Genomic DNA, 16,675 nt, shown 5'->3' with positions numbered 1-16,675 from the left:
AAATCATTATGAAAAAAAATATCATTCTCTTTAGTCTACTACTAATTTCAATATTTAGTTTTGGACAAACTTCGTCAGTACTAATTCCGGGAACCAAATATTCAATGATTCCTCCTGAAGGTTTTATCCTGTCTACCAATTTTTCCGGGTTTCAAAATAATGAAACAGGAGCATCAATTATGATTATGGATATTCCAACTTCTTATTCCTCTCTTGTATCAGGTTTTACAAAGGAAGCTTTGAAAACCAAGGGGATGAACTTACTCTCTAAAGAAAACGTAAGATACAAGAACTCAGATGCAATGCTTTTTAAAGTTAGCCAACAAGCAAATGGAATAAATTATCTAAAGCAAATTTTATTATTTGGTGATAAAAAAATAACGGTGATGGTTAATGGAATTTATCCCGAACAATCAAAGGATAGTGAGAATGAAGTAAAAAAATCATTGTTTACTATTGAACGAAATGAAAAATTGGTTGAAAAGCCTTTGGAATCTGTAAACTTTTCAATTAATGTTGATGGAACAGATTATAAGCTCGTAAAATCCTTAGCAGGGTCTCTACTTTATAGTGAAGATGATAAAATTCCGACGGATAAAGGCTTGATAGGAGTTTCATATTCTTTAGGACATAAAGTAAACTCTGATTACAAACAGTTTTCTATTGATAGATTAAAAAAATTACCTGACGCAAGCAATTCAATAATCAAAACAATTGATAAGGTAACAATTTCTCATATGGAAGGTTATGAAATTGTTGCTGAAGATAACAGTAAACAACTAATCTATCTAGTTACCTTATTTACGCCTGATAAAGAATATTATTTAATTGTTGGACAAGCAAAGGACGACAAAGAAAAAAATTTAGAAATTTATAAAAAGGTGTCAAAAACATTTAAATTGAATTAATTATTATTTAGTTGTCTTAAATTATATGAAAACCCACACCACCAATTACACCAACACTTTAATAGAAATCGCAGAAGATTCTCCGGTTTTCCAAGCGGTGATTCCGGTGGTGAAAAATGAGAAGAAAACGATTGCCAGTTATCAATTCGAAAAGCTGTCGAAACAACCTTTGAAATATACTTCCGATGAATTGTTGTTTGAAATTTTTGCGGAACGAAATGATATTTCGCCTTCAGAAATTGAAGAAGAAAAACAGAAATTCTTTTCAAAAGGTCAACCTTGTTTGCGAACGTCGCCTTTGGCTAAGAAGAATGGATTCGGGATTTTTCACAATGAAGATTCTAAAATCCAATTGATTCCGGCTGAATCTGATAATTATCAAAAATTGTTGGCTGATGATTCGATTACGAAAGTGAAAGCTATGAAATCAAAAAAGTGATTTCACCATTTATCTAAGCTAAACTCCGACTCTTATTTTTGTACGAACCCAGCGTTTTGCTTTTCTTATTTTTGAAGTAATGCGACAAGTGGCTTTCGTCCGTAAAACCAAACTCATAGGCGATTTGTTTGATGGTATTCTGTCCGGATTCCATTCGTCTTTCTATCAACGCCATACGGTAATCATTGACATAATCACGATACGAAACTTCGAAATTCCGTTTGAAATAAGCACTGAAATATGTCGGCGAAATATTGAAATGATAAGCGATATTCTTGATTCGAATCGTCTCCGGCTGGTAGATATTCTGATGAATGTACGAAATCACATCTTCCTTATTCTGAAGTCCAACATCCAACCTGATGTCCATTTTCGAAGTCGCTTCTTTTATCAATCCGAAAATTGAAAGGATTTGATAAAAAACAATCGGCGACGTGGAAACATCTTTTCTGCAGTTGTAGGACAAAATATTTTCAATCGTCTTTTTCAGAATCGTCTTGCAAGGTTCGGAAAAGATGAGTTTTTTCTCTTTCAGGATTTGTTTCCGCATCACGTTTTCCGGAGAATTCATCGCAAAAGAATCGGGAGAAAGATGCTTGTTTCCTTTAAAATAGTCATCCGTGAACTTGATGAAAATCAACCTCGAATATTTATTGTACTCGAAATAATGCTGATCGTCTGGCGAAATCAGGAAAAGGTCGCCACATTTGTAAGGCAAAATAATATTGTTGATATGGTGATTTCCATTTCCCTTCAAAACATAAATCATCTCATAATAAGTATGGCTGTGCGACGGATGGCCAAACTCCTCACCTTCCAAATCACTAATCACCAAGGACTCAAACTGCAGTTTTTTCACAATATTAAATTAATTTTAAATTTCTTACGGTAGCATAAAATTACAATTATTTAAATTAATTGTACAAGCTAAAATTTTTATTTTTTTTCAACATTTGTAATGCGTTTGCGGGGCATAATAATTGTTCCCTCGATAATATTCATTTTTCAGAATCCTTTTTTAGTGCTTAAAATATTCTGAAACATCAAAAATCTTAGCATTATGAAATATTGGAAAATAATTACCGTCTTATCTTTTTTCATCATTAATTTTTCTTTCGGGCAAAATAGTTTAATCTTAGAAAACGTTCGGCTCATCGATGGAAACGGCGGAACTCCAATAGAAAACACGAGTATTCTCATTAAGAATAATAAAATTTCAAAAATCGGAAAAACCATTTCTGACAAAACTGCAAAACGGATTAATTTAAAAGGCAAAACAATCATTCCAGCTATGATTTCTGCCCATTCCCACGTTGGAACTTTAAAAGGAAAAACCACAGTTCCAGAAAATTATACCGAAGAAAATATTCTTTCTCAACTTAAAAAATATCAGGATTACGGCGTTCTCAATGTAATGTCGATGGGAACCGACCGGCCTTTGTTGTTTAAAATCGGATTGAGAGAAAAATCTGCAAAAGGCGAAATTGATGGCGCAAGAATACATTCTGCAGGTTACGGATTTGGTGTGACCGACGGCGCTCCACCACTCGATTTTGCGATGGATAAAGTATTCCGACCAAGTTCTGTGAATCAAATTCCGGCTCAGATGGACAGTTTAAAAAACATCAATGCAGAATTGGTGAAAATCTGGGTAGATGATTTTAATGGAAAATTCAAGAAAAAAATAAGTCCTGAGATTTACAAAGCCATCATCACAGAAGCTCATAAAAGAAATCTGAGAGTTGCTGCGCACGTTTATTATCTCTCGGATTTGAAACAACTGGTTGAAGACGGAATCGATGTCATCGGCCACAGCGTACGAAGCGAAGTGATTGACGATGCGACTTTGGCAAAAATGAAAGCTCAAAATATCATTTACATCCCTACTCTTTCGCTTGACGAATATGCTTATGTGTACGCCAAAAAACCAGAATGGGTCGATAATGAATTCTTCAAAAAATCATTAGAACCAGGCGTTTACGAAATGATAACTTCTGAAAAATATCAGAACGAAATAAAAAATTCTCCCAATTATAATTTGAATATCAAAGCTTTCGAAACCGCGAAACAAAATCTGAAAAAAGTTTACGATTCCGGAATTCTTGTCGCGATGGGAACAGACAGCGGTGCAATGCCTTTGCGAGCTCAGGGATTTTCGGAACATTTGGAATTACAGTTGATGACGGAATCTGGATTGACGCCAATTCAGGCTATTACAGTTGCTACCAAAAACTCAGCGAAAGCTTTGAAAATTGATAAAGATTTTGGTACAATTGAAGTTGGGAGGACGGCTGATTTTATTATTTTAAATTCAAATCCTACAGAAAATATTAAGAATACAAGAGATATTTTTTCAGTTTATAAAGCGGGGAAAGAAGTAAGTAAAGGACCTTTAACAAAATAAAAATTAAAAATGGAATATAGAAAATTAGGACACAGCGATTTAGAAGTTTCAGCAATCACCTTCGGAGCGTGGGCGGCCGGCGGATGGATGTGGGGAAGCACGGACAGAAATGAAGCCATCGAGGCCATCAAAGCATCTTATGATGTCGGTGTAAAGTCTATCGACACCGCGCCAATCTACGGACAAGGAACGAGCGAAGAAATTGTGGGCGTAGCGATTAAGGATATTTCTCGAGACAAGGTTCAAATCCTTACAAAGTTTGGAATGCGTTGGGATTTGGACAAGGGAACTTTGGCAATGAACAGTAAAAATAACGACGGAAATGATATCGACATTTACAAATACGCAGGAAAAGAAAGCATCATTTACGAATGTGAGCAAAGTTTGAAGAGATTGGGAACAGATTACATCGACCTTTATCAAATCCATTGGCCAGATGTTACAACACCGATTGATGAAACTTTCGAAGCGGTTTCAAGATTGATTGAACAGGGAAAAGTCCGTTTTGCCGGCGTTTGTAATTATGATGCACAACAAATGGCCGAGGCTGAGAAAACGTTGAAATTGGTTTCAAATCAGATTCCATTCAGTATGGTGAATCGTGGTATTGAGGACGAAACCGTTCCTTACTGCATCGAAAATGAAAAATCGATTTTGGCTTACAGTCCTTTGGAAAGAGGATTACTGACAGGAAAAATTACTTCCGACTACAAATTCCAAGAGGGCGACCACAGAGCTGGGCATCCTCATTTCCAACCGGATTTTATCAAGAAAACCAATGAACTTCTCGACAAAATCAAACCGATTGCTGACGAGCATAATGCAACGCTTGGACAATTGGTTCTTCGGTGGACGATTGAAAGACCCGGAATTACAATTGCTTTGGCTGGAGCAAGAAATGCAGAACAAGCCGTTCAAAATGCAAATGCGATGGACATTAATCTTACAAAAGAAGAATTACATACCATCGATGAACTTGTCAATGCTTTTTAAGCTTTACTAAAACCACCAATCACAAAATATTAAAAAAATGGAAAGACGAACATTTATTAAAAACACCGGACTGGCCGCTGCAGGATTAATGGCTTCATCTGCCATTCCCACATTTGCATCGCAATTATTAAAAGGAAACATTATGGAACAGTTTGAAAATTCAAATCTGCATAAAAGATTCAGACCCAAAAACAAATCCGGTTTCGGAGGAGTCGCTTTGGGAAATGGTTTCAACATCAATCCGGATATTGAATGTTTACAATCTATAGAAGCCGCCTGGAATGCGGGAGTTCGTTATTTTGACACATCGCCGTGGTACGGTTTGGGACTCAGCGAGCACCGAATGGGACTATTTTTGAAAGATAAAAAGCGCGATGAATTCACACTTTCCACAAAAATGGGAAGAATCCTGAAACCTCACGATGATTTCAAATTGGATGGACTTTGGAAAGGAAAACTCAACTTTTCTTACGATTATGATTACTCTGCAGCCGGCGCCAGAAAAAGCGTTGAAGATAGTTTGCAACGTTTAGGCGTTGCTTCATTGGACGTTGTTTTCATCCACGACCTTTCTCCTGACAACAAAGATATGAAGGGCGATTGGGTAAAATATTTTGATATTGCTGCGAAAGGCGCAATGCCAGAACTCATCAAAATGCGTGAGGAAGGTCTGATAAAAGGTTGGGGATTTGGTGTCAACACCATCGAACCGATTTTGAAGGCCATCGAAGTTTCGGACCCTGACATTTTCCTTTCTGCCTGTCAGTATTCACTAATTCATCATTCCGATGACCTCAACAAAGTTTTCCCAAAAGTGGCTGAAAAAGGCATTTCGATTGTTGTCGGCGCGCCACTGTGTGCTGGTTTTCTTTCTGGTAAAGACAGATATTTGTACAATGGCGATTTCCCGAATGGTGTCAAAGAAAAATTAGCAACTTTGAAAAGGGTTGCTGACAATCACAAAGTAGATTTGAGAACGGCGGCACTTCAATTTGCGGCAGCGCCGGAAGTGGTTTCGGGTGTGATTCCTGGTGCGCATACGGTGAAGCAGGCTGAGGAAAATGCGACCTCATTCAAAGCAAAAATCCCGGCTGATTTCTGGGCAGAACTAAAGAAAGAAAAATTAATCGAAGCCAATGCGCCAGTTCCAAAATCTTAATTAATGGAAAAAAGAAACAATACTTATCAATTAGATTTAAAGGAGCTTAAACTGAAAGACGCTTCTGAAGGCACAAAAAATTTAAGTCTTCAATTTGAAAACCACGATGATATTTTCAACATTATTCAAGTCATTAAATCAAAAAAGATATTTGATGATGAAAATACGGCAACCGAATTCGCTTTAGGTTTAAAACTATTTACCGAAGTGATGTTGAAAAACAAGCAACATCCATTGTTTGAAGAATTGAAACCATCAATTTCCGAATTTATAAAAAAATTAAAAAGTCAATAATATGGCTTCAACTCCGCTCAGCTTGACAGTTTATGAGTGTCACACTGAGCGGAGTCGAAGTGTTTTTCAAAAAAGAATTAAAAACCACAAAATGGAATACAGATTTTTAGGAAAATCAGGACTGAAAGTTCCTGTTCTAAGTTTCGGAACCGCGACTTTCGGTGGCGAAGGCGATTTCTTCAAAGCTTGGGGAAATACGCAGGTGGATGAGGCCAAAAAACTCGTCAATATTTGTATGGATGCTGGCGTCAATTTCTTTGACACGGCCGATATGTATTCCGACGGAAAATCCGAGGAAGTTCTCGGAAAAGCGATTGAAGATTTTTCTCGGGACAAATTAATTTTATCCACGAAATCAACTTTCACATTTGGCGACGGTCCAAATAACCAAGGTTCTTCCCGACTCCATATTTTGAAACAAATCGAAGGAAGTCTGAAACGCCTCGGAACAGATTACATCGATGTTTATCATATGCACGGCTTCGACGGAAACACACCGGTTGAAGAAACTTTGAAAGTCTTGGATGAATTGGTGACCAGCGGAAAAGTCCGTTACATCGCTTGTTCAAATTTCTCCGGCTGGCATTTGATGAAGTCTCTTGGGATTTCGGAAAAATACGGTTGGAACAAATATATTGCGCATCAAGTCTATTATTCCTTGGCAAACCGTGATTATGAATGGGAATTGATGCCACTCGGATTAGACCAAAATGTCGGTTCGATTATTTGGTCGCCACTGGCATCCGGAAGATTGAGCGGAAAACACGGGCGAAACAAACCGATTCCGCAAGACGGAAGAATTGCACAAGGCGGAAGTCCTGTTCCCGAAGCGGTTGTACAGGAAGAGATTTTTTACAACACGATTGATGCTTTGGAAGATGTTGCCGGCGAAGTTGGAAAGACTGTTGCTCAGGTCGCGTTGAATTGGCTGTTGCAACGTCCGACTGTTTCCAGCATCATTATTGGTGCGAGAAATGAAGAACAATTGAAACAAAATCTGGAAGCTGTCGGCTGGAATCTGACTCGTGAACAAGTTGAAAAACTCGACAAAGCCAGCGAAGTTCCGCCAACTTATCCTTATTGGCATCAATGGAAAAATAAAAGTTTGAATCCAACGCCGGATTTTTACAGCCATTTGAAATAAATTTAAATTAATCTTGCAGATTTTGCAGAGGACGCAGATTTCAATCAAAATTAAATCAGCCAAATCAGCTGAATATGCGAGAGATTATTTCTGTCTGTTAATTGTTATCGAATAAACTTTAAAATTGAGCTATGAAAGACTTCAAAACAATTTTCTTCTTTCTCAGATTGCCGATTGCGATTTCTCTTTTAGGTCACGGTCTGGTAAGGCTTCCCAAGCTTGAGACATTCAGTAGTTGGATGGTAACTTCAATGGAAAAATCGGCGATTCCAGATTTTTTGGTTGCGCCTTTCGGTTATTTTTTACCGATTGCCGAGGCAGTTTTGGGACTTTCGTTATTAATCGGATTTCAACCCAGATACACTTTGTTTGCAAGTTTATTCTTGATGAGCCTTTTGATTTTCGGCAGTTCATCCATCGAAAACTGGAGCGCGGTAGAATCTCAACTTTTGCATTCTTTCTATCTCTTCGGATTGGTTTGGTTTTGGCAGAAGTACAAACCGGAATCAAATCTTTAAAATCAATTTTATGAAATACTTAAAATACCTAGTTCTTTTATTTTTATCAATCAATTTATCCGCGCAGAAAAATCGGCCGGTTTTAGATATTATGTTGACGAATTATGAATATCCATACAAAGTCAGTTTTCTGAATTTCGAAAGCCAGAATCAGGATTTGAAGATGGCTTATATGGACATCAAACCAAATAAAGCCAACGGCAAAACCGTGGTTCTGCTTCACGGCAAAAACTTCAATGGTGCTTATTGGAAAACGACGGTTGAAGCTTTGAATAAAGAAGGATTTCGAGTAATCGTTCCAGACCAAATTGGTTTCGGTAAATCATCAAAACCAACAGAATATCAATTCACTTTTCAGCAGTTGGCTCAGAATACGAAAGCTGTTCTGGATGAATTAAAAATTGATAAAATTTATCTGCTCGGACATTCGATGGGCGGAATGGTCGCGACAAGATTTTCATTAATGTACCCAGAAACGATCGAGAAATTAATCCTCGAAAACCCAATCGGACTGGAAGATTGGAAACTGGTTGCGCCTTACACTTCCATCGATAAAAATTACGAAACCGAACTGAAAGCCGACTACGAATCGACGAAAAAATATCAAAACGGATTCTATTATGACAACAAATGGAAACCGGAATATGACGAATGGGTTTACCTTTTGACAGGCTGGACAAAAGCGCCAGATTATCCCAAAGTCGCATTGGTCAACGCAAAAACTTCGGATATGATTTTCACACAACCTGTTGTTTATGAATTCCAAAATCTGAATGTTCCAACACTATTAATCATCGGAACGCGTGACAGAACGGCGATTGGAAAAAACAATGTGAAAGACCCGAAAATAGCTGAAACGATGGGACGATACGACTTATTAGGAAAAGCTACTCAACAAAAAATCAAAGATTCAAAATTGGTGGAACTTGATAATGTGGGACATCTTCCGCACATCGAGGTTTTTGACCAATTCATCAAACCTGTAAAAGAATTTTTAAAATAATAAATTATCAAAATGAAAAAAGTAAATATTAAAAATACAGACTTAGAAATCGCTCCAATCAATTTTGGAGGAAATGTTTTCGGATGGACTTTGGACGAGAAAGAATCGTTCAATATCCTGAATAAATTCGAAGAAGGAGGATTTAATTTCATCGATACAGCGGACACTTATTCCTGGTGGGTGAACGGAAAAGGCGGACAATCCGAGGAAATCATCGGAAAATGGATGAAGGAAAAAAAGAACCGACAAGAGATCGTTCTCGCCACAAAAGTAGGTTCTGAAACCAAAGAACACGGCTTCGACATCACTAAAAAACACATTCTGAAATCTGTTGACGAATCTCTGAAACGTCTTGGAAGGGACCACATCGATTTGTATTACACACATTTTGATGACAAAATAACGCCAGTTGAAGAAACACTTTCTGCTTACGACGAAATCATCAAAGCTGGAAAAGTAAGATACATCGGCGCTTCTAATATTTCGCCAGAAAGATTGATTGAATCTTTTGAAGTTGCTGAGAAAAACAATTTGCCAAAATATGTTGCACTTCAGCCTCATTACAATTTGGTGGAAAGAGAAAAATTCGAAACGGAATACGCATCATTGGTTGAAAAATACGGATTGAGCGCTTTCCCATATTGGTCTTTGGCCGCGGGATTCTTAACCGGAAAATACAGAACCGAAGAAGATTTTGAGAAAACAACTCGAGGCGCCGGCATCAAGAAATATTTTGATGGCAAAGGAAAAGCGGTTTTGAGCGCGCTTGACAAAGTTTCCGAAAAACATCAATCTCAGCCTGCAACTGTGGCGTTAGCTTGGCTGTTAGCAAATCCGTTAATCACTGCTCCAATCGTAAGTGCGACGAGCGAACGACAATTGCAAACCATTTTCGATGCGCCAAAATTGAGTTTAGATTCTGAAGATTTGGAAATCCTTAACCAAGCTTCGAAATAAGCGATGTCAGAGGTACAATCACAACTGAGCAAAGGTCAGGTTTTGGGAATGGCTGTCGTCGCAGGAATTAGCGTTTCAAATATTTATTTTGCCCAGCCCATTCTACATCAAATCGCCGAAAGTTTCCGCGTTCCTGAAAGTAAAATGGGAATTATGGTCGGACTCGGACAAGTCGGTTATGGTGCTGGACTTTTGACCTTGGTTCCGTTGGGCGATAAAGTTGACCGCAAGAAATTGATTCTGACTTTACTTGGAACTTTATTCTTTGTTTTGATTGCAATCGGGTTGGTTTCCAATTATTATTTTATTTTTTTATTCAGTTTATTATTGGGATTGACGGCGGTCGCGGCTCAGGTTATTTTGCCAATGGCGGCGGAATTATCGGGCAACGAAAAAGGAAAAAATGTCGGAATTATCTTCACCGGAATTCTCGTAGGGATATTGATGGCGCGGGTTTTCAGCGGTTATATTTCTGAATGGAGCAGTTGGAAAATGGTGTATTATCTTTCGGCTGGATTCACGATTTTCTCTTTGGCTTTTGTCTATTTCAAATTGCCGAGTGTAAAACCGACGTTCAAAGAATCTTATTTTAAATTGATTTCGTCTTCGTTTTATCAACTAAAGCGATTTCCTCAATTGCGGTTTATGGCCTTACTTGGCGGAATTGCATTTGCTGTCTTCTGTTCGTTTTGGACAACTTTGACATTTTTGTTGGTTGAAAAACCTTACAATTACAGTTCGGACACGATTGGACTTTTCGGAATGTTGGGAATTGCCGGTGCCTTGGTTGCGCCATTGATTGGAAAAGCATCTGACAAAGGCGATTCCCGATACACACAATTGATTGCAAGTGTTATCTTGTTAGTTGGTTCGGTCGTGATTTTTCTGTTTCCGAGTTATTTAATTTCAATTATTCTTGCCGTGATTTTCATTGATGTTGGTGTTCAGTCTATCCAAGTCACGAATGTTGCATTGATTTATAGACTTGACGAAAAAGCGAACAGCAGAATCAACACGATTTATATGACTTCTTACTTTGTTGGTGGCGCTTTGGGAACTTTCATCGGGCTCAAATGTTGGGAACTTGGCGGTTGGCATTATGTTGGAATTCAGCTCGTGGTATTCAGTTTAATTGTACTTTTAATGAATCTAATGAACGTCATCAAGCAGAAAAAAATTAATCAAACAAAATCTTAAATATGAAACTCTCACTCACATTATTCGCTATGTTCCTTGGAATGCAACTCACATTAGCCCAAAAATTAAAATCCGTGGCTTATCAAGACGGCACTCAAAAATTGAACGGTTTAGTCACTTCGAATGCAGGAAAAAAACTTCCCGGCGTCTTGATTCTTCCAGCTTGGAAAGGCATCGACGATGAAGCTAAAAATTCTGCCATAGAATTGGAAAAGCAAGGTTACATCGCTTTCATCGCTGATATTTATGGCGAAGGAAATATCCCAACCGACAATGCTTCGGCTTCAAAGATTGCGGGAACTTACAAGCAAGATTACAAAGCGTATCAAAAAAGAATTGCTCTGGCTTTGGAAGAATTGAAAAAACAAGGTGCGAATCCAGATAAAATTGCGGTTATAGGTTATTGTTTCGGTGGAACGGGCGCATTGGAAACGGCGAGAGCGCAAATGCCGGTTGCTGGTGTCATCTCGATTCACGGCGGTTTGGCTAAAGGCAATGACAGACTGAATGTTCCCATCAAAACTAAAGTTCTCGTAGAAAATCCAGCCGACGACGAAAGCGTAAAACCGGAAGATATGACCAATCTGATTGCGGAATTGAAAGCCGGAAAAACGGATTTTCAAATCATCACGTATGCCAATTCCAAACACACTTTCACCAGTCCGGAATCTCCAGATTACAACGAAGTAATGGCGAAACGCGCGTGGAATCACACGTTGACTTTCCTTAAAGAAGTATTGAAATAATCTCAACTAAAAATCAATTGATTTCCCCAACCCTAAAGGGAGTCAATTGATTTTCTTTCTCCCTTTAGGGTTGGGGCAAAAAGAAAATCAATTGATTCATATTTGACTTTAGGATTGGCAAATAGAAAATCAAATTTATTTTTTGATGAGCAACGAAACAATGTCCTGCACCACTTTCTGAGAAACGAAATTCATAAAATCAATTCTTTCCAGATGTGGCAAAAATAATTTTGACGTCACTTCTTCATTGCCAATTCTAATTGTATAATAAACTGTTCCCACATCTTTCCCGTCCTCGCCTTTTCCAGGACCAGCAACGCCTGTCGTAGAAACCGCAATATCGGTCTTGAATAATTCTTGACAACCTTTCGCCATTTCGGAAGCAACTTGTTCACTCACGACAGTAGATTCCTCGATTGTTTTTGGATTGACATTCAGAATATCGACTTTTTTCTCGGTCGCATAACTCACAATTCCGCCGATAAAATATTTTGAACTTCCTGTTATTGATGTTATTAACCGTGACAATTCTCCGCCAGTACAACTTTCCGAAACCGAGATGGTCAACTTTCTGTCATTCAACAATTCGCCGAGGATTTTCTCGATTTTATCTTCGTGTGTGGCGATGATATTTTCGCCGATGATTGGGATTAATTTCTTAATCTCAGTTTCTAATTCTTGTTCTAAAATTTCCTGAGAACTTCCCGAAGCGGTCAATCTCAATTTCACTCTCGTTCCGATTGGTAAATAAGACAGCGCAATATGTTTCGGCAAAGCCAATTCCCAACTTTCAATATTTTCTGACAGAATACTTTCCGGAACATCCACAACCGAAACGATTCTCGTCACAATATGTTCTAATGACAGTTTTTCTTTCAAAAATGGAATGATTTGGTCTTTCACCAGAGGTTTCACTTCGTAAGGAACGCCTGGCAAACTGAAACAAAACGTTCCATTCTTCTCCAAAACCATACAAGGCGCTGTCCCGAAATGATTAAGAAAAACCTCAGCTTTCGACAAGACAATCGCCTGTTCTTTATTGTGTTCCAAAATCCAAAGTCGGTTTCGCTTTTCGAGATAAGCACGCAAATGTTCATAAACTTTATCAGAAAAAATCAATTCGTCTTGGAAAAATTCAGCGTAAGCTTTCTTGGTGATATCATCTTTAGTCGGGCCTAATCCGCCAGTCGTGAAAACCACATCTACCATCTCAAATGCTTTTCCTAAAGTCGAAACAATCGCACTTTCATCATCAGGAATCGTGAAGATGGAAGTCACTTTCACACCAATCTCTTTGAGTTGGGTGGCAATGAAATTAGAATTGGTATCTACGGTATTTCCTGAGAGAATCTCGTCTCCGATGGTGATTAAAACTGCTGTTTTCATAAGAACAAATTTCGGGAATAATTCAATTCTAAAATTAGGTTTTTAAATAAAATTCCAAACATTTTTATATTTATCTTTGATTAAAATTGAGGAATGAAATCATCTTTCTGGAAAAACTACAGCAACATCCTCCTGCTTCTCATCGGGATTTTCATCGGAAGTCTCGTGGGAATTTTCGCGCCGGATTTTGTCGTTTACCTAAAACCAATCGGTGACATTTTCCTGAATCTACTTTTCGTTACGGTCATTCCACTCGTGTTTTTTGCGATTGTCTCCGCAATTTCAGGCATCGAACAACAAAATCAATTGGGAAAAATCATCGGAACAATGGTTTTGACTTTCCTCAGTTTCATCTTGATTTCCGCCACGTTTTGCATCGTGATGGTTTATCTTTTCCCAACAGAAACACCCAGTAACATTCAAGAAACCATCACCGAAAGCCTTCAAAACAACGCCAATATCAACGACCAGATTGTCGGATTTTTCACCGTCAGCGAGTTTTATCATTTATTCTCGAGACAAAATATGCTCGCACTTTTGGTATTTTCTTTTTTGGTCGGGATTTCCATCAGAAAATCTGGCGAAATGGGAAAGGCTTTTCAAAACTTCATCCTCTCAGGAAACGAAGTGATGAAACAGCTTTTGCTATTAATTATGAAAGTCGCGCCCGTTGGATTAGGCGCTTATTTTGCGTACCAAGTGGGTACAATTGGACCTCAGCTTTTTGGATTTTACGCGAAACCTTTAGGACTTTACTACATTGCAGGAACGATTTATTTCATCGTGTTTTTCAGTCTTTACGCCTTCGTTTGGAAAGGTGGAAACGGCGTGAAAGCATTTTGGAAAGAAAGTCTATTACCGACCGCAACTGCCATCAGCACGTGTAGCAGTTTGGCGACAATGCCCGTAGCCATCGAGTCTGCCAAAAGAATGGGCGTTCCCGCATCCATCGCCAACGTCGTGATTCCGATTGGCACTACGATTCATAAAAACGGCTCGTCCATTTCCTCCATCATCAAAATTTATGTCGCGTTCCAACTCCTGGGCTGGAATTTCTTCGAACCAATGAATCTCATAATGGCGCTCGGCATCACCGTTTTCGTCAGCGCAGTCGCCGGCGGAATCCCGAATGGCGGTTACATCGGCGAAATGCTGATGATTTCGGTTTACAAAATCCCGCCCGATGTCGTTCCAGCTGTCATCATCATCGGCACTTTGGTGGACCCATTGGCGACCGTCCTCAATTCTGTCGGAAACATTTTGGCGTCGATGATTGTCTCAAAATTCGTGAAAGTAGAAACCGTCTGATATATTAATTAGGAGCTATTTCCCGCTATCCACTATATCTTTTTTGCTTTCAGAACATTTGTTCTTCGAAAGAAAGTTGATACAAAAAGCAAAAAAGGATGCCGTTCCTATCGGGGCTATGTGACGATTCTACAATCTATTCACTTCGCTTTATCGGTTCAAGATTTTCCAATTCTTCCGCCGTAAAAAGTCTGTAATGAACTTTGAAAGTTTTTCCCAAAGGCGTTTCCAAAGAAAATCCGCCCGGTCCCCAACCTTCGAGAACATCCAAGGTAAAGTGCGCATATTTCCAATATTCAAAAAGGTCGCGGTCTATCCAAAATTCGAAACCATTAATGGTTCCAATCATTGCATCATTCATTCTTGGAAAATAACCGCCTTTTTCGAAACACTGTGGTTGCGTGCCTTCGCAACAGCCACCCGCTTGATAGAACATCAGTTCGCCGTGTTTTTTCTCGAGTCCCCAAATGACTTCCATCGCCTCGTCGGTGACGGATAGTCTTGAGATTTTATCTTTAGTTTGCATCTTTTTTTATTTTAAAATTAAACAAAACCCGGCAAAAAATTCTGCCGGGTTCAGAGTTTATTTTAAACCTTCAAGGTTTTGTAAACCTTGAAGGTTTGGACTAGAAGAACCCTAATTTTTTCTTATCGTAAGAAATCAACATATTTTTGGTTTGACGGTAATGGTCAAGCATCATTTTGTGATTTTCTCTACCAATTCCCGACTGTTTGTAACCTCCGAAAGGTGCACCAGCAGGATAAGCGTGGTACTGATTCACCCAAACTCTACCCGCTTCCACGTGTCTTGGGATATTGTACAATTGATGCGCATCACGCGTCCAAACGCCCGCTCCTAAACCATAAATTGTATCATTTGCAATTTCTAAAGCTTCCGCTTCATCTTTGAAAGTCGTGAACGCCACAACTGGTCCGAAAATCTCCTCTTGGAAAATTCTCATTCTATTGTTCCCTTTGAAGATGGTAGGCTTGATGTAATAACCTTCTTCCAGACCTTCAATTTCATTCACTTCACCTCCTGTCAGAACTTCCGCTCCTTCTTCTTTACCTAGTTTCAGGTAACCCATAATTTTATCTTTCTGGATTTTCGAAGCCTGTGCTCCCATCATCACGGTTTTATCCAACGGGTTTCCGATTTTGATAGCCTCCGTTCTTTCAATCACTTTTGCAATAAAAGCGTCTGCGATATCTTCCTGTACCAGCAGTCTTGAAGGACAAGTACAAATCTCGCCTTGATTTAAGGCAAACATTACAGCACCTTCAACAGCTTTATCCAAAAACTCATCATCTGCATCCATCACCGAATTGAAGAAAATGTTAGGCGATTTACCTCCTAATTCCAAAGTTACCGGAATGATATTTTCTGTCGCATATTGCATTACCATTCGTCCAGTCACCGTAGAACCTGTGAAGGCAGCCTTGTTGACTTTTGGATTCGTAACCAACGCTCTTCCTAGTTCTGCTCCGAAACCATTGACGATATTTACAACACCTGCTGGAAGTAGGTCGCCAATCAATTCCATTAAAACCATAATAGAAACTGGCGTGCTTTCTGCTGGTTTCAACACCACGCAATTTCCTGCGGCCAAAGCTGGAGCGAGTTTCCAAACGGCCATTAAGATTGGGAAATTCCAAGGAATAATTTGCGCAATGACACCAAGTGGCTCGTGAACAATCAACGAAACTGTGTCTTTGTCCAACTCGTTGTGAGAACCTTCTTCTGCTCTGATTACGGAAGCAAAATATCTGAAATGGTCAATCGCCAAAGGAATATCGGCGACCAGAGTTTCTCTCACGGCTTTACCATTATCAATCGTTTCAACTGTTGCAATATATTCCAAATTCTCCTCTATTCTGTCAGCGATTTTATTTAGAATGATGCTTCGCTCTGTTGCAGAGGTAAGTTTCCAAGTTTTGAAAGCCTCTGACGCAGCATTTACGGCATTCTCTAAATCCTCCTTGTTGGAATGAACGGCTTGTGTGAAAACCTGTCCGTTGATTGGAGAAATCACATCGAAATATTGTCCGCCTGCTGACGGCACAAATTTTCCGCCGATGTAATTATCATATTTTGATTTGAATTCTGGCCAAGCCAAAGTGGTTGAATTTTTTGTTTGTTCTGCTGTTGTACTCATAATAATATTTGGTTTTATTAATACTGAATTAATATTTGATTAATGCTAAATTAATTACTAATA

The 16,675-nt window shown here is 38.8% G+C and carries 17 protein-coding genes; 13 read left to right on the top strand and 4 right to left on the bottom strand.

What is annotated here, in order from left to right:
- The first annotated feature begins 8 nt into the window (after positions 1-8).
- Both IO90_RS10880 and IO90_RS10875 read left to right on the top strand, forming a co-directional pair.
- Positions 9-908 carry a hypothetical protein gene (locus IO90_RS10880; RefSeq protein ID WP_034966398.1) on the top strand — a complete coding sequence of 300 codons (900 nt, stop codon included), beginning with the start codon at positions 9-11 and terminating at the stop codon, positions 906-908.
- Positions 909-933: 25 nt separating this feature from the next.
- Complete coding sequence (locus IO90_RS10875; RefSeq protein ID WP_034966396.1) at positions 934-1,347, top strand: DUF6157 family protein; 414 nt, start codon at positions 934-936, stop codon at positions 1,345-1,347.
- Between the two features lie 13 nt (positions 1,348-1,360).
- On the opposite strand, the gene IO90_RS10870 is transcribed toward IO90_RS10875, so the two are convergent.
- Positions 1,361-2,206: a helix-turn-helix domain-containing protein gene (locus IO90_RS10870; RefSeq protein WP_034966395.1), complete on the bottom strand. Its 846-nt coding sequence runs from the start codon at positions 2,204-2,206 to the stop codon at positions 1,361-1,363.
- Positions 2,207-2,407: 201 nt separating this feature from the next.
- On the opposite strand from IO90_RS10870, the gene IO90_RS10865 reads away from it, so the two are divergent.
- From IO90_RS10865 to IO90_RS10820, 10 genes are all read left to right on the top strand, one after another.
- Positions 2,408-3,751, top strand: a complete 1,344-nt coding sequence (locus IO90_RS10865) for an amidohydrolase family protein (protein WP_034966393.1) — start codon at positions 2,408-2,410, stop codon at positions 3,749-3,751.
- 9 nt (positions 3,752-3,760) lie between these two features.
- Entirely contained in the window at positions 3,761-4,744 is a 984-nt protein-coding gene (locus IO90_RS10860) for an aldo/keto reductase (RefSeq protein ID WP_034966392.1), read from the top strand.
- A gap of 37 nt (positions 4,745-4,781) precedes the next feature.
- Positions 4,782-5,903, top strand: coding sequence for an aldo/keto reductase (locus IO90_RS10855; protein ID WP_034966390.1), 1,122 nt, complete (start codon positions 4,782-4,784; stop codon positions 5,901-5,903).
- Between the two features lie 3 nt (positions 5,904-5,906).
- On the top strand, positions 5,907-6,197 hold the full coding sequence (locus IO90_RS10850) for a DUF3861 domain-containing protein (RefSeq protein ID WP_034966389.1): 291 nt from the start codon (positions 5,907-5,909) through the stop codon (positions 6,195-6,197).
- A 91-nt stretch (positions 6,198-6,288) separates the two neighbouring features.
- A complete protein-coding gene (locus tag IO90_RS10845; protein ID WP_034968929.1) occupies positions 6,289-7,341 on the top strand; it encodes an aldo/keto reductase in 1,053 nt (350 codons plus the stop codon).
- 131 nt (positions 7,342-7,472) lie between these two features.
- A complete protein-coding gene (locus tag IO90_RS10840; protein ID WP_034966387.1) occupies positions 7,473-7,859 on the top strand; it encodes a DoxX family membrane protein in 387 nt (128 codons plus the stop codon).
- Positions 7,860-7,869: 10 nt separating this feature from the next.
- Positions 7,870-8,862, top strand: a complete 993-nt coding sequence (locus IO90_RS10835) for an alpha/beta fold hydrolase (protein WP_034966385.1) — start codon at positions 7,870-7,872, stop codon at positions 8,860-8,862.
- A 12-nt stretch (positions 8,863-8,874) separates the two neighbouring features.
- Positions 8,875-9,819, top strand: a complete 945-nt coding sequence (locus IO90_RS10830) for an aldo/keto reductase (protein WP_034966382.1) — start codon at positions 8,875-8,877, stop codon at positions 9,817-9,819.
- Positions 9,820-9,822: 3 nt separating this feature from the next.
- Positions 9,823-11,016, top strand: coding sequence for an MFS transporter (locus IO90_RS10825; RefSeq protein ID WP_034966379.1), 1,194 nt, complete (start codon positions 9,823-9,825; stop codon positions 11,014-11,016).
- Between the two features lie 2 nt (positions 11,017-11,018).
- Positions 11,019-11,762, top strand: coding sequence for a dienelactone hydrolase family protein (locus IO90_RS10820; RefSeq protein WP_034966377.1), 744 nt, complete (start codon positions 11,019-11,021; stop codon positions 11,760-11,762).
- 135 nt (positions 11,763-11,897) lie between these two features.
- Here IO90_RS10820 and IO90_RS10815 read toward each other — a convergent pair whose 3' ends face one another.
- The gene (locus tag IO90_RS10815) at positions 11,898-13,148 is read right to left on the bottom strand and encodes a CinA family nicotinamide mononucleotide deamidase-related protein (RefSeq protein WP_034966375.1); all 1,251 of its coding nucleotides are present in this window, start codon (positions 13,146-13,148) and stop codon (positions 11,898-11,900) included.
- 93 nt (positions 13,149-13,241) lie between these two features.
- On the opposite strand from IO90_RS10815, the gene IO90_RS10810 reads away from it, so the two are divergent.
- Positions 13,242-14,456: a dicarboxylate/amino acid:cation symporter gene (locus tag IO90_RS10810; RefSeq protein WP_034966373.1), complete on the top strand. Its 1,215-nt coding sequence runs from the start codon at positions 13,242-13,244 to the stop codon at positions 14,454-14,456.
- 136 nt (positions 14,457-14,592) lie between these two features.
- Here the strand turns inward: IO90_RS10810 and IO90_RS10805 are convergent, their stop codons facing one another.
- Both IO90_RS10805 and IO90_RS10800 read right to left on the bottom strand, forming a co-directional pair.
- Complete coding sequence (locus tag IO90_RS10805) at positions 14,593-14,982, bottom strand: DUF779 domain-containing protein (protein WP_034966369.1); 390 nt, start codon at positions 14,980-14,982, stop codon at positions 14,593-14,595.
- 100 nt (positions 14,983-15,082) lie between these two features.
- Entirely contained in the window at positions 15,083-16,612 is a 1,530-nt protein-coding gene (locus IO90_RS10800) for an aldehyde dehydrogenase family protein (protein WP_034966366.1), read from the bottom strand.
- Positions 16,613-16,675: the final 63 nt, after the last annotated feature.

Source organism: Chryseobacterium sp. FH1 (genome assembly GCF_000735135.1).
Classification (GTDB): domain Bacteria; phylum Bacteroidota; class Bacteroidia; order Flavobacteriales; family Weeksellaceae; genus Epilithonimonas.
This window is presented reverse-complemented; position numbering and strand designations above follow the sequence as displayed.

What these genes read in the sequence shown, in the direction of transcription:
- IO90_RS10825 (WP_034966379.1), top strand. Translation starts at nt 9,823, where the DNA reads ATGTCAGAGGTACAATCACAACTGAGCAAAGGTCAGGTTTTGGGAATG.
- IO90_RS10865 (WP_034966393.1), top strand. Translation starts at nt 2,408, where the DNA reads ATGAAATATTGGAAAATAATTACCGTCTTATCTTTTTTCATCATTAAT.
- IO90_RS10815 (WP_034966375.1), bottom strand. Translation starts at nt 13,148, where the DNA reads ATGAAAACAGCAGTTTTAATCACCATCGGAGACGAGATTCTCTCAGGA.
- IO90_RS10855 (WP_034966390.1), top strand. Translation starts at nt 4,782, where the DNA reads ATGGAAAGACGAACATTTATTAAAAACACCGGACTGGCCGCTGCAGGA.
- IO90_RS10850 (WP_034966389.1), top strand. Translation starts at nt 5,907, where the DNA reads ATGGAAAAAAGAAACAATACTTATCAATTAGATTTAAAGGAGCTTAAA.
- IO90_RS10860 (WP_034966392.1), top strand. Translation starts at nt 3,761, where the DNA reads ATGGAATATAGAAAATTAGGACACAGCGATTTAGAAGTTTCAGCAATC.
- IO90_RS10800 (WP_034966366.1), bottom strand. Translation starts at nt 16,612, where the DNA reads ATGAGTACAACAGCAGAACAAACAAAAAATTCAACCACTTTGGCTTGG.
- IO90_RS10845 (WP_034968929.1), top strand. Translation starts at nt 6,289, where the DNA reads ATGGAATACAGATTTTTAGGAAAATCAGGACTGAAAGTTCCTGTTCTA.
- IO90_RS10830 (WP_034966382.1), top strand. Translation starts at nt 8,875, where the DNA reads ATGAAAAAAGTAAATATTAAAAATACAGACTTAGAAATCGCTCCAATC.
- IO90_RS10835 (WP_034966385.1), top strand. Translation starts at nt 7,870, where the DNA reads ATGAAATACTTAAAATACCTAGTTCTTTTATTTTTATCAATCAATTTA.
- IO90_RS10820 (WP_034966377.1), top strand. Translation starts at nt 11,019, where the DNA reads ATGAAACTCTCACTCACATTATTCGCTATGTTCCTTGGAATGCAACTC.
- IO90_RS10875 (WP_034966396.1), top strand. Translation starts at nt 934, where the DNA reads ATGAAAACCCACACCACCAATTACACCAACACTTTAATAGAAATCGCA.
- IO90_RS10880 (WP_034966398.1), top strand. Translation starts at nt 9, where the DNA reads ATGAAAAAAAATATCATTCTCTTTAGTCTACTACTAATTTCAATATTT.
- IO90_RS10810 (WP_034966373.1), top strand. Translation starts at nt 13,242, where the DNA reads ATGAAATCATCTTTCTGGAAAAACTACAGCAACATCCTCCTGCTTCTC.
- IO90_RS10840 (WP_034966387.1), top strand. Translation starts at nt 7,473, where the DNA reads ATGAAAGACTTCAAAACAATTTTCTTCTTTCTCAGATTGCCGATTGCG.
- IO90_RS10805 (WP_034966369.1), bottom strand. Translation starts at nt 14,982, where the DNA reads ATGCAAACTAAAGATAAAATCTCAAGACTATCCGTCACCGACGAGGCG.